10 protein-coding genes are annotated in these 12,209 nt (G+C 51.9%); 8 read left to right on the top strand and 2 right to left on the bottom strand.

What is annotated here, in order from left to right; translation table 11 throughout:
• Positions 1–17: 17 nt before the first annotated feature.
• Both EPA93_RS05260 and EPA93_RS05255 read right to left on the bottom strand, forming a co-directional pair.
• Complete coding sequence (locus EPA93_RS05260; protein WP_129886040.1) at positions 18–344, bottom strand: hypothetical protein; 327 nt, start codon at positions 342–344, stop codon at positions 18–20.
• A gap of 282 nt (positions 345–626) precedes the next feature.
• Complete coding sequence (locus EPA93_RS05255; RefSeq protein ID WP_129886039.1) at positions 627–1,226, bottom strand: TetR/AcrR family transcriptional regulator; 600 nt, start codon at positions 1,224–1,226, stop codon at positions 627–629.
• 814 nt (positions 1,227–2,040) lie between these two features.
• Between EPA93_RS05255 and EPA93_RS05250 the strand changes: the two genes are divergently transcribed.
• From EPA93_RS05250 to EPA93_RS05220, 8 genes are all read left to right on the top strand, one after another.
• Complete coding sequence (locus EPA93_RS05250) at positions 2,041–2,928, top strand: helix-turn-helix domain-containing protein (RefSeq protein WP_129886038.1); 888 nt, start codon at positions 2,041–2,043, stop codon at positions 2,926–2,928.
• 69 nt (positions 2,929–2,997) lie between these two features.
• Complete coding sequence (locus EPA93_RS05245; RefSeq protein ID WP_129886037.1) at positions 2,998–3,525, top strand: VOC family protein; 528 nt, start codon at positions 2,998–3,000, stop codon at positions 3,523–3,525.
• Positions 3,526–4,388: 863 nt separating this feature from the next.
• Positions 4,389–4,619: a hypothetical protein gene (locus tag EPA93_RS05240; RefSeq protein ID WP_129886036.1), complete on the top strand. Its 231-nt coding sequence runs from the start codon at positions 4,389–4,391 to the stop codon at positions 4,617–4,619.
• A 263-nt stretch (positions 4,620–4,882) separates the two neighbouring features.
• Positions 4,883–5,176: a hypothetical protein gene (locus tag EPA93_RS48220; protein ID WP_165422889.1), complete on the top strand. Its 294-nt coding sequence runs from the start codon at positions 4,883–4,885 to the stop codon at positions 5,174–5,176.
• Between the two features lie 83 nt (positions 5,177–5,259).
• Complete coding sequence (locus tag EPA93_RS05235) at positions 5,260–6,267, top strand: hypothetical protein (RefSeq protein ID WP_242527323.1); 1,008 nt, start codon at positions 5,260–5,262, stop codon at positions 6,265–6,267.
• A 635-nt stretch (positions 6,268–6,902) separates the two neighbouring features.
• On the top strand, positions 6,903–7,229 hold the full coding sequence (locus tag EPA93_RS05230; protein ID WP_129886034.1) for an FDLD family class I lanthipeptide: 327 nt from the start codon (positions 6,903–6,905) through the stop codon (positions 7,227–7,229).
• A 152-nt stretch (positions 7,230–7,381) separates the two neighbouring features.
• Positions 7,382–8,767 carry a lanthionine synthetase C family protein gene (locus tag EPA93_RS05225; RefSeq protein WP_129886033.1) on the top strand — a complete coding sequence of 462 codons (1,386 nt, stop codon included), beginning with the start codon at positions 7,382–7,384 and terminating at the stop codon, positions 8,765–8,767.
• Between the two features lie 43 nt (positions 8,768–8,810).
• On the top strand, positions 8,811–12,083 hold the full coding sequence (locus EPA93_RS05220; protein WP_129886032.1) for a lantibiotic dehydratase: 3,273 nt from the start codon (positions 8,811–8,813) through the stop codon (positions 12,081–12,083).
• Positions 12,084–12,209 lie beyond the last annotated feature (126 nt).

Raw genomic sequence — 12,209 nt, 5'->3', positions numbered from 1 at the left:
TGAAGCGGGATAGCTGCTTATTCTCTCTTTCTGGAGATGAGCCATAGAATGCCTCCAGCGAGGATAAGAAGGCCTCCGGTAGTATGCTGGTTATTCAAGTCGTTCTGCCGCTTGTTCAGGTAGGCTACCTGCTCATCATAAGTGCGGTTATCGCAGAGATCTTGTGGTCGCATTTCCAGGCCGCCGCATGTGATTTTTGTGATGGTGCCGTAGTATAACAGGTCCTTTCTCGCTCCAGAATTATCAGGTTTAAGACAGAAGAAGCCAGCCGCAAGTACTAACATTGCAAGCACGAACAGGCAGCCCAACAACCGGGAGCCACTTCCCTGATTAGAATTATGCATAAGTGGAATCCTCTCTGAATGCTGTAATGTGAAAAGATACAGCATTTTCCTGCATAATCTTCATCCAAAGATGCGGCACTTTATCTTCGTGAGAAAACTACTTGTCGTAGAAACGCGAAGAGCAGTATTTTTTGCTCTTTCTTGCTATTCTGTATATCCCTTTTGTATGCGGAAGTCAAGGAGCGGGATCACTTTCGAGCCATAGTATAAGCAGGCTCCGGTTTTGGGCGCATCATTCATGAGGTAGCGCTACAAAAGCTCGGGTAACGCTGTCGAGTCTGTCTATTTCTCTTGTGCGGAATCTGTCTGCTCTAATTGATGCTCTATTAACTGGCTAGCCAGCGTTTTGAGCTGGGAGTTTGGGCCGCTAGAGCCGAAGATGGGAGCGGAAGCCAGGGCGCCATTGAGCAGTAACAAGAGTTGATCGGCAAGGGCTTCGGGATCACGCGCGCCAGCTTGTTGACTCAATTGGATCAGGCGTGCGCGGCTGGTCTGGTAATAGTTTATGGCGCGCTGGTGGGCGGGATGCTCACTATCGGAGAACTCGGCCAGGGCATTCAAGAAGGCACAGCCACGATAGTCGGGGTCGCCAACAAGTTGCGCGCTGGCCTCAAACAGAGCTTCCAACTGCTTCTTTGGCGCTCCTTCATGCTTAGCGAGAATTTCCTCGAACCATTCCCAGTGCAGGCGCTCCTTTTCAGCAAGATAGGCGACAATAAGCTCATCTTTGGTGGCAAAGTGCCGATAGAGAGTGGCCTTGCCTATGCGCGATTGTGCAGAAATGGTATCAACTCCAATCGCTCGAATGCCCTCATGGTAGAAGAGGTCGCTAGCAGTTTGCAGAAGGCGTTGATGGGTGGACGAGCGTACGGTTGTGGTCATTTCTTCTAGCCTTTCTCCTTGGGATGCGCTGCTCCTTAAACAGAACTGTCTTGTACCATATCCTATCATAGGCTATTATGAAGCGCAAGTATGCAAGCCCTATGGGAGTCAAGACTTTTAAAATTTCCGCTTTTTGGGATTTCGTGTAGAATCCCCTTCCTTTCAAAATAGCAGAGCTAATGTAGAAATTCTCCTTCACGGTCCAGCGTTAAGGAAGGAGCCGACGTCCCTGCAAAGGAGATAAGTGTGGCACAGTTTTTGTCTAGAGCGCTTCAGATGCGCCCGTCATACGAGCAAGATCATCCGCAGAGACTCTTGTAGAGATGAGTGAGCCATTTCACGTGAGGAACGTGAGCCAATCCCTCAGTTTCTGCTTGTTCCCAAGGTATGCTAGAAGCGTCAAGCGTACACAAGAGCTCTTGCAAGCCATGGCCAGTCATATAAAGCATGCTCAACGTTCAAACCAACGGCGTACCACTGAGGACAACAGAAAAAAACTGCTCATTTCACCTTGGGATGGACCATGGACCAGCCCTCAAGAGTATGGGAGGCTGCAAGGGAGAATGCTGAGTCTCTCCAGGAGAATTACCCTGGAGAGGCGAACTGGGCAGTCACTACCAGACCAGGGTCTCGCGCCACTTGAAGGGTGAACGTATCAAAAAGGAGCATGTAAGCCACCGGCAGCATCACGTTTCTCCTTTTTGATGCGTGTCCTCATAGCTGGAATGAAACTCTGCAGACACGCTTTTTGGCGGTTTCGCCAGCATCAATTGAGGACGTTCCTGTTTCTGAAAAATTAAGGAGGAAAGCAGAGATGGAACCACTCGAAGCGAGAGAAAGGCGTGAGGCGGTCAATGGTAGCGTCACGGTGTGGCGACCGTGGCAGCTCAAGCAGCTCGATCTTTCCGAAGGACGTGCCGTCACCACTCCCTCTATCCGGCATTTTTTTCAGGAGTATGTGCTGGTCTGTATGCAGTCAGGTGTAGCACACTACCGGTATCGAAACACGCGTGTCAGTGGCCAGGCCGTCGATGGGACGCTCCTGGTGATCGAGCCTGGAGAAACTTGGATCAGCCAGGCCAAAGACGTCACCTACCACTCTCTCTGTATTGATCCTGCCTGGCTGCAACAGCTCACCATCGAGTTGTTCCACAGGGAGCAGTCCTTGCCCCATTTTCCCAGCCATTACCTCTTTGATCCGTCTTTGAGCCAGGCCGTACGTGACCTTGCTGCTAGATCGCAGGCTCCGACTTCTTGCCTGCAACAGGAGGAGATGCTACTGCACCTGTTGGCTCGGCTGCTCCTTTCCCGTGCCCAAGACGCAGGAGCATTTCGGGAGCCGGGTTGGGAACACCCAGTCATCAAGCGCACGAAGGCGTATCTACAAGCGCACTATGCCGAGGAGGTGAAGCTGCGAGAGTTGGCCGATGTGGTCAACTTGAGCCCCTTTCATCTAGCTCGTAGCTTCCGCCAGGCGGTTGGCCTACCTCCCCATGCCTATCAGACGCATCTGCGCCTGGAGCATGCCAAAAAGTTACTGGCACACGGGTACGACGTGGGCTATGTGGCCCATGAAACCGGCTTTTTTGATCAACCCCACTTCACCCAGCAGTTTAAGCGGCACTACCTGGTGACACCAGGGAGCTACCGCAAAACAGCAAGATTTTCCAAGTCTGTCTCCCTTGAGCCGGCTAACATATGAGCTATGTTGTTGCTCCTGGAAGGGACTACCAGAGAGCAAAAGGCCGAACAGTGTAAAAGGAGATAGACCTTGACTGAGATAGCTGTCCCTCAGAGGACTGATTTTCAGCTTCCCGAGCTGCATCATGTCGGAATAATCGTTAGGGACCGCGATGCCACTATCCGTCGCTATAGGGAGATCATGGGCATCACATCCTTCTTTTCGCTTGATGTTCCCACGTCTCGTGCTCTCGTGCATGGTGAGCCAACATCTTTTGATCTGCGAGTTGGATATGCCTGGTTAGGCAACACCATGCTTGAATTGCTCCAACCACTTGATCGCGTCTCTCCCCATTTTCACTTTTTAGAGGAGCACGGCGAGGGCATGCACCACCTTGGTTTTTTGGTCCCCAATGTGGATGACATCCTGGCAAAGCTGCAAGGGAAGGGACTACGCTTGCTCTTAGAATCAACAGAGCCAGCTGTTGACATGAAAACTGTGTATTTGGAAGGGAATGATGTCAGTGGAGTTGTCTTGGAGTTGATTCAAGGTGGCCCCGCTATTCATGCCTTCTACAATCAGGTTTATCAAGCCATAGGCCGGAAAAATCTTCCTTAGTACAGGCTACCGCATGTGTGCTCTTGCTGAAGGTAGGCGTGCTCTATGATGGGTACCAAGCCTGGAACGAAATCATGGTAGGCTGTCCTTAGTGGAGTCAGCTCTTCAATGATCGAAAACCGTTAGAATTACTAACAGGCCATCCGAGAGCGATATATCGTGACACCATCCACAATTATGGATGGTGTCTATTTCGTTAAAAAATGAGTAAAACAGGTAGAAAGGGAAGAGCAATTATAAAGGGTTTCCTCATATTTTCCCGATGTTGCTAGTTTCGGTAGGAGGTCAGAATGTGGAGAGATTCTACACGAAATCCTGAAAAGCCAAAATTTCCGCAAGTGATTTAACAGCCACGCAAGTATCTTTTGCGCCTATGAAGCGTTGGCATCTCCTGTATGCGGTATTATCAGCTGTAGTACAGGCTCTTCATAACTCAACTGTAAACGCTTATTTTCGAGTCTAAAATCTTTAAACATGTTATACTATATGTTACAAGCGCAAACTATACTTTATTACCCTATAAAGATAGTTATTGTAATATATAGTCACGATAAAGCTTGTGTTTTTGGAATATTTTGTGTACACTCCTATTATGATCAAATAAACTTTTATCCCTCTTGCTTTGACTATTGGGAGGATTTAAAATCCTCTTTTTGGGGACATTTGTCTCACTATCCAGTCATAATTGAGCTGGATATTTGCTTAGATGTAAGGGAGGATACATTCTGAGCATTGCACAAACAAAACAACCTTCCGGCTCAAAAGGTGAGAAGACAAAAGTTTAGGGATCATGCTCTCTTTTCGTTTGGGTAACAAGAAAAGGTATGCACACAGTTTAGTGCACTATTACATGGAGGTAATGGATGTCACACGAAGCCGTCTTAGACATGCCCATCATTGAGAAGCTTATCAATACAGATGAGTTTGAGCTGGATGTACGCGTGAACGTGCCGAGCGAAGCGCCGCACATTGTGGCCAGCGGGAGCGATTGCACGGTCTGTGAGACTTGCTACGATTCTTGCATGGGTTACTGCGAAACTAACGGTTGTGGTTCTGCGGGTAATCCTTGCGTGGCTCCAATGAACTACCGATAGAAGCTGAGTTTGAGCTGGATGTACGCGTGAGCGTGCCGGACGAGGCGCCGCACATCGTAGCAAGCGGGAGCGATTGCACGGTTTGTATATCATGCTACTATTCTTGCATCACTAGCGGCTGCTAAGATAGAAGCACCTTTTCACCTGAAGTTGTAAAGCTGATGTAGTAGGGCGCAGTCTCCTTTTATAGCGCTGTAAGGGAGTCTGCGTCACCTGACTTTGCCGCTCTTCTGACAAGCAAGTCTCTGGAAAGGATCAACATCATGTCGGAAGATATTAAGGATGTATCCCAACTGCTGCGTTATGAGCCTCCTGTCCCTGGGCGTTCCTTTTCCTGGCAACCGTTGCGCGCTGAGGCGCAGGCGGCTGCATTATGTGTCGCTGAGCGCATGCGCGAACCCTCCTCTGTCCATGCCATGGGCAAAAGGCCCGCGAGCAATCGACGCAGCAGAGTGGCTGGTCTCCCCTGGCCCTCTGTGGAATTGCCATGTTCTATAGCCATCTGGCGCGGTGTTTCCCGAATGCAATGTGTTGCGCAAGAGGTCAAAAAGGTTTAGGCAACATCGTCATCCATGATCCCAAACGGCCCCGCTATCGTTGCAAGGCGTGCAGAAGAACGTTCAGCGCCCGCCGAGGAACCATGTTCAAGGGTTTGCGCAAACCGATGGATCTCATGGTGATTGTCGTGACCCTCTTGAGCTATGGATGCCCGATCCAAGGCATTGTGCATGCCTTTGACTTGGATGAACGGACCGTGGCAGATTGGCGCGATCGAGCGGGAATACATTGTCAAAAGGTGCATCAGCAGATAATTGAACAAGGGCAACTGGACCTGATGCATGTGCAAACCGATGAGATTCGGGTGAAAGGATGCCAGATGATTGCCTGGATGGGGTTAGCCATGATGGTTTCGACGCGCCTGTGGATCGCAGGTATGGTCCAGTCTTCGCGTGATCGCAGCCTGGCTGACCGCTTGATGATTCAGGTTCGCCGATGTGCGGCTTCCTTGCTTCCCCTACTTGTGTTGACAGATGGCTGGAGTGCCTATCCGGGGAGTATCTGCCGAGCGTTCCGAGAAAAGGTGAAGCGAACCGCAGGAGTAGGACGAGCCTGCTTGCAAGTTTGGCCGCAACTGCACATTGGTACGGTGATCAAGCGAACAAAAAAGAAACGGGTCATCGAGATCACCCGGCGAATGGCTCATGGCCTGCAATCGCAAGCCGAGCGCTTGTTGCAGCGTTCGGGCGGAGGTACAGTCCTCAACACAGCTTTCATCGAGCGCTTGAATGGGACCTTTCGAGAGCGGCTTGCCAGCCTGACGCGCAAATCTCGCCATGCAGCACGTCGCCTCCGAGCGCTTGAGACGGGGATGTATCTCATCGGTTGCACATACAATTTCTGTTTTGCGCATCATGAGTTGAGTAAACCTGCGCATAGAGGCTCTCCTTGTACCCCTGCTATGGCTGCCGGGCTCACCGATCACGTCTGGAGTGTTTGCGAACTGCTGGGATATCGCATTCCGCCATCGCCCTGGATTGAACCCAAAAGACGAAGACGACCAGGGAGACAAACTGAGCCGATCAAGACGGTCCGCAATCGTCCGAGAGTTCGCCTACGAAAGGGGGTTTTATGCTCAACCACCGTTTAGCGGAGTCCTACCATATTTTCCCGATGTTACTCGTTTCTGTAGGAGATCAGAATGTGGAGAAATTCTACACGAAATCCCGAAAAGCCAAAATTTTCGCAAGTGATGTAATAGCTTTGCAAGTATCTTTTGCGCCTGCCAGGCGTTGGCTAATCCGGTATGCGGAAATATTTACTGTACTGCATGCTATTCGTAAGTCAGCTGTAACCAATTCTTTTCGAGCCTAAAATTTATAAACACACTCTACTGTATGTTATACACGCAAACTATACTTTGGTTCTCCTATTAAGATACATAATGTAACATATAATCATGATATAGCTTGTATTTTTGACATGTTTTGTGTACACTCTTATTATGCCAAAATAAACTTTTATCCTTCTCACCTTGACTATTCGGAGGATTTTGATTCCTCGTTTTTAACACAATTGTCCTCCTGTTCAGCCGTAATTGACTGCAGGCTGGGTATTTGCTCAGGGGTAAGGGGAGGATACATTCCTGAGAAACGTACAAACAAAACGTCTTTCTAGCTCAAAAGGCGAGAAGACAAAAGTTTATGGAGCATGCTCTCTGTTCGTTTGCGGATAATGGAAAAAGGTATGCACTCTGTTAAGTGCTCCACTACATGGAGGTAATGGATGTTACACGAAGCCGTCTTAGACATGCCTATCGTTGAGAATCTTGTCAGTCCAGATGAGTTTGAGCTAGATGTACGCGTGAGCGTGCCGAGTGAAGCGCCGCACATCGTAGCGAGCGGGAGCGATTGCTCGGTATGTACATCTTGCTACAATTCTTGCGCCACCTGTAATTCCTGCGTGAATCCAGAGAAAGGTAAGTTGGAAGCTGAATTTGAGCTGGATGTACGTGTGAGCGTGCCGAACGAGGCGCCGCAAATAGTGGCGAGCGGGAGCGATTGCTCGGTATGTACATCTTGCTATAATTCTTGCGCTGGTTGTGGCTGCTAAGATAGGTGCATCTTTCTACCTAAAGCTGCAAAGCTAGTGTTGTAGAGAGCAGACTCCTTTTACGGCTTTTGTAAGGGGGTCTGCATTACCTGGCGTTGCTGCTCCCCTGACAAGCTCTTCTGACAAGCAAGTCTCTGGAAAGGATCAACATTATGTCGGAGGATGTTAAGGATGCGGCCCAGCTGCTGCATTATGAGCCTCCTGTCCCTGGGCGTTCCTTCTCCTGGCAACCGCTGCTGGCTGAACCGTTGCGCGCTGAGGCGCAGGCGGCTGCATTATGTGTCGCTGAGCGCATGCGCAATTCCTCCTCTGTCCTCGCCATCGCGCAAAAGGCTCAGGAGCAATCGACGCAGCAGAGCGGCTGGTCTCCCCTGGCCCTCTGTGGGATTGCTATGTTCTATAGCCATCTGGCTCGGTGTTTCCCTCAGCAAGGCTGGGATGTTGTGGCTCAGCAACATCTGCGGCAGGCCGCAGCCTGGACGCAGCAGATGCCATTTGAGACTCCCGGGCTCTTTGGAGGAACCTGCAGCCTGCTCCTGCCCCTCCACTGGTTGAGCGCGGGTGGAACGCGCTATCAGAAAACGCTTGCGCACATCAGGCAGCAGTTATGCGAGCAAATCTTACAGCGCAGATGGCGTAGAGCAGACGAGGAAGGCGGAGTAGCCGACTCCGATTATGATGTTATTTCGGGGGCTGCAGGAACATTAGCCGGCTTGCTTCTGCTAGAACATCCAGGTGAGCAAGAGAAGCAGGCTATCGAGGTGCTGCTCGCCTATCTGACCTGGCTTGCGGCGCCAGATCAGCCCCTGGGAAAAGAACGCTGGTATGCCCCGCCGGCGCTTCTGCCAACAGAGCAGCATCGCGCATCCTATCCTGAAGGTTGCTTCAACTGTGGACTGGCGCATGGCATAGCTGGTCCTCTTGCTGCGCTCTCTTTGGCCTGGCGAAGCGGTTATCGTTATCCTGGACTACAAGAGGCGATCAGCTTTCTGAGCAACTGGCTCTTGCGACATCAGATTAGCGACTCCTGGGGCTGCAGCTGGCCGCCAGCTATTCCATATGCGGCAGCCTTGGCGGCTGAACAGTGGCAAGCTGTGCCAGGAACGCATGCCGGCTGGTGTTATGGTGCTCCTGGAATAGCCTATAGCCTCTGGCAGGCCGGGGAGGCCTTGCCCGACGAAGGCTTGCGTCAGAAGGCGCGAGAGGCAGTAGAGGCGGCCTTACGTCGGCCTCCTGCAGAACGTCGCTTGCACTCGCCAACGCTCTGCCACGGCAAGGCCGGTCTCTTGCTGATCTGCCTGCACTTTGCTCATACGGGCGCGAGCGCTCTGATCAGGGAGCATATTCCCCTACTTACTCAGCAGATACTCGCCTCTTTCAATCCTGATACTCCGCTCGGTTTTCAAGATATGGAAGGGCCCGTTGTGGCTGTTGATCAGCCGAACTGGCTTACAGGGGCACCTGGTGTGGCATTGGCCTTGCTTGCCGCCTCTACCGATGTGTTTCCGGTCTGGGATCGGATGCTCCTGCTCTCCTGAGTGGGGCATTGCCGACTGACAATGCTCAACAGAAAGGATTCACATGCCAACGCGTTCTAAGGCTGTGGCGCAAAGCCTGACCTACTCCCTTTATAGTTCTGCCGATTTCTATCTTATACGCGCGCCTCTTTTGCCAGCACAGGCCTTTCTCAGCCTGACATCTGGATCGCCAGCTTTGGTGGAGGGCTCGCTAGAGCAGCGCCTGCAAGCGCAGCAGAATGCTTGTATACAAGAGCTTCAGATTCTTGCGAAAGATCCTCGCGTCATGGGCGCGCTCGCGGTTGCCAGCCCTTCGTTACTTGAGAGCGTCGAAAAGTTAGCGCGTGTAAAAGCTTCTCCTGCACGAAATGAACGCACCTATGCCGGACTCTTGCGCTACCTCATTCGCATGAGCACAAGACCTACGCCCTTTGGCCTCTTCTCTGGTGTTGCGGCAGGAACTTTTGCTGATACGACCTCGCTCCACCTGGCTTTCCCGCCTCTTGCCGGCACGCGCAGCCGTCCAGATATGAGCTGGCTGCTTTCACTCCTGCAAAAGATAGAAGCGAACCAGGAAGTTGTGTCACAACTTCGCGTCAGCGCAAATCAACTGGCTTATGTCGCTGGCGGCCGTGTCTTGCTGCCTGTTGCTGATACCTATGGGCAGCAGGATAACAGAGCTATCTCCTTGCGCGCAACCTCTGTCGTCTTGAAAGCACTTGAACTGGCTCAGCACTTTCTGCCCTATGCCGAACTGCACAGGGCTTTGCAGGAAGCCTTTCCCTCTGCTCTTCCTCAACAAATTGATCGCCTATTATGGCAACTCTGGGAAAATCATTTGCTTGTCAGCGATCTCCACCCTCCGCTGACCGCTGCGCGACCAGCCCATTATGTCTATCGGCGTCTGTCCCAGGTTCGGGATGATGAGGAACTGGGCAGCAGGTTGGGGACTGTGTTACGCCATATGGAAGAGCTCGATGCTGCCAGCCCTGATACCTTGCTGGAAAAGTTCAAGCAGACGCAAGATGCTCAGGAGAAATTGCTACCAGCGGGAGAGAAGCCGCGTATGCAGATACAGATGGATGCTTCTCTGGCCCTGAAGGCAGCAGGATTGCATGATTCTATCGGTAAGGCCGCTGCCCAGATTGCCGAGCTCTTGTTGCGTATGACGCCTGTACCCGAGGGTCCGGCCCATCTCAAGGAATATCGAAGCTTATTTAGCGAAAAATATGGCGAGCATGCCGAAGTTCCCTTGCTTGATTTATTAAGCCCTGAGCACGGCCTGGATGCACCAGCTGGCTATACTCAGCCTCCGCGCTCTTCTCCTTTGCGTTCCTCGGGAGCGCAATCCGACAATAACGAGCGAGAGCGCATCTTGCAAGATCTCGTCATGTGGACCGTCAATCAGCGGCGGATCGAGGTAGAACTGACTGATGGCCTGTTAGGCAGGCTCGAAAGCTGGTCTCCACGTCGGGAGCAGGCCCCACGCTCTTTAGAAATCTATCTTCAGGTGCATGCGCACTCTCGCGCGGCTCTGGATCGTGGAGAGTGGCAGGCCGTGTTAAGCCCGAATTGTGGATCTCTTGATGCGGGTCGTACCTTTGGGCGCTTTTTTGATATACTCGGGGAGCAAGAGAAAGAGCAATTACGGGCCCTGATCGCGCGCGAGGAGTCGTTACTACCCGAGGCTATTTTCGCAGAGCTGAGCTATCAACCTCCTCTTGCCCGTTCGGCAAATGTGGCGATACGACCGCCCTTGCGCTCTTACGAGATTGTTGTGGGCACAACTCCTTCAGTTCCCCTTGAGCGCGTGCTCTTATTGAGCGACCTGGTTGTTAGTATACGCAATGGCCGGTTTTATCTGCGTTCCTTGCGTCTAGGCAAGCAAGTCGTTGTTTGCCAAACCCACATGCTCAATATTCAACTTGCCCCCAATGTTTGCCGTTTCATAAGTGAGATTAGCTATGATGGGTTACCGCTGCTTAGTAGCTTCCAATGGGGTAAATTGGATACCGCGCCATTTTTGCCACGTGTTGTGCGCAAAGAGGGCACAGCAACGCTTGTGCTTAGTCCTGCTCAATGGAAACTGCATGCCGGCACGATTGAGGCTCGGGGCACGGGAAGCGAGGAGGCTCGCTGGTTTGCTGGTTTACAGTACTGGCGGGAGCATTGGCAGGTGCCGCGCTATGTCTATCTTGCTGAGTTCGATAATCGTTTATTGCTGGACCTTGAGCAACCTATGCTGGTCGCTCAATTACGCGCTAAACTGAGTGCAAGCAAGGAGACGCGTCTCACTTTGCAGGAACTCTTGCCCGATTTCGCGGGCCTCTGGCTACGCGATGAGCAGGAGGCAGGCTATTTCTCGGAGATCGTGGTTCCTCTACTGCGCAGCGATGCTCTTGATTCTTCAGCACAAAGAGAGGCTCGGCTGGTTCAACCAACCATTTCCCCAAGGGTTGTAACGCCGAGAGAGCGCAAGTATTTCCCAGGAGAGCGCTGGTGCTATTTCAAGCTCTATGCAGCACCACGCCAGCACGATGAGATCATTGCTGGTCCTCTGCGTGATCTCATAAGAGCTTTGCATGAACGAAGATTGATCGATTGCTGGTTTTATCTGCGCTATACTGATCCCGAATCTCATCTGCGTCTGCGCGTGCGAGCCAGAGAGGATGCCAGCATTCAGCCTCTATTCACAACATTGCTGCAGTGGAGTCGCCAGTTGGCCGAGCAGGGATGGCTCAACCGCTACAGTATTGATAGCTATGAGCGCGAAACTGAGCGCTATGGAGGGCCAGCCTCGATAGAGCTGCTCGAACAGGTATTCTCTATCGATAGCAGCGTGGTAAGTAATGTTCTTGCAGCCCAATTTGCCCATCAGCTGACGCTTGAGCCGCTGGAAGTGGCGGTGTTTACGCTCGATAGTTTCTTTGCGGCCTGGGGCTACGACTTTGAACGTCGCTTGCAATGGATACGGGCGCGTACAGAACCCTACGCGTTGAGTAAGGAGTTTCGCCCCGTGCGCAAACGCTATTGTGAGCTACTTGCGCCCTGGCAAGTGCAGCCTGATACATCGCTGCAGGCGCAACGTGAGCTGCTGCTAAAATTAACAAGTGTACAGAATGTCCCATTGGGGGCTGTGGGACGGCAGGTCCGTGCACTGGCTGAGCAAGGAGAACTCTGGCGCACGGAAGATGATATATTGGCCAGCCTTGCCCATATGCATAAAATTCGTTTGCTCGACCTGGATCGGCAGAAAGAGCAGCGCATGTATGCTTTCTGGCGGCAGAGCTTAGAGAGCATCGGTCGGCGCCCGACAAGAGGAGATCGCCAGGGCTGAGCTGAGGTTCCCTTTTAAGCGAGTTTCGTGGTGATTTTTTTGCCAGGCTCAGCCTTGGCAGGATGCGAGTCAAGGCTGAGATGAGCGGCGCGAGATGCAAACGGCTCTCACTTTTGGGCTTTTTTT

The organism is Ktedonosporobacter rubrisoli, from assembly GCF_004208415.1.
In the GTDB taxonomy this organism is placed as follows: domain Bacteria; phylum Chloroflexota; class Ktedonobacteria; order Ktedonobacterales; family Ktedonobacteraceae; genus Ktedonosporobacter; species Ktedonosporobacter rubrisoli.
The sequence above is the reverse complement of the archived record's forward strand: the minus strand, read 5'-3'. Positions and strand labels throughout refer to the sequence as shown.

Excerpts from the sequence above, each read along its gene's own strand:
- EPA93_RS05220 (WP_129886032.1), top strand. The coding sequence starts at position 8,811 with ATGCCAACGCGTTCTAAGGCTGTGGCGCAAAGCCTGACCTACTCCCTT.
- EPA93_RS05260 (WP_129886040.1), bottom strand. The coding sequence starts at position 344 with ATGCATAATTCTAATCAGGGAAGTGGCTCCCGGTTGTTGGGCTGCCTG.
- EPA93_RS05255 (WP_129886039.1), bottom strand. The coding sequence starts at position 1,226 with ATGACCACAACCGTACGCTCGTCCACCCATCAACGCCTTCTGCAAACT.
- EPA93_RS05230 (WP_129886034.1), top strand. The coding sequence starts at position 6,903 with ATGTTACACGAAGCCGTCTTAGACATGCCTATCGTTGAGAATCTTGTC.
- EPA93_RS05250 (WP_129886038.1), top strand. The coding sequence starts at position 2,041 with ATGGAACCACTCGAAGCGAGAGAAAGGCGTGAGGCGGTCAATGGTAGC.
- EPA93_RS05235 (WP_242527323.1), top strand. The coding sequence starts at position 5,260 with ATGTTCAAGGGTTTGCGCAAACCGATGGATCTCATGGTGATTGTCGTG.
- EPA93_RS05225 (WP_129886033.1), top strand. The coding sequence starts at position 7,382 with ATGTCGGAGGATGTTAAGGATGCGGCCCAGCTGCTGCATTATGAGCCT.
- EPA93_RS48220 (WP_165422889.1), top strand. The coding sequence starts at position 4,883 with ATGTCGGAAGATATTAAGGATGTATCCCAACTGCTGCGTTATGAGCCT.
- EPA93_RS05240 (WP_129886036.1), top strand. The coding sequence starts at position 4,389 with ATGTCACACGAAGCCGTCTTAGACATGCCCATCATTGAGAAGCTTATC.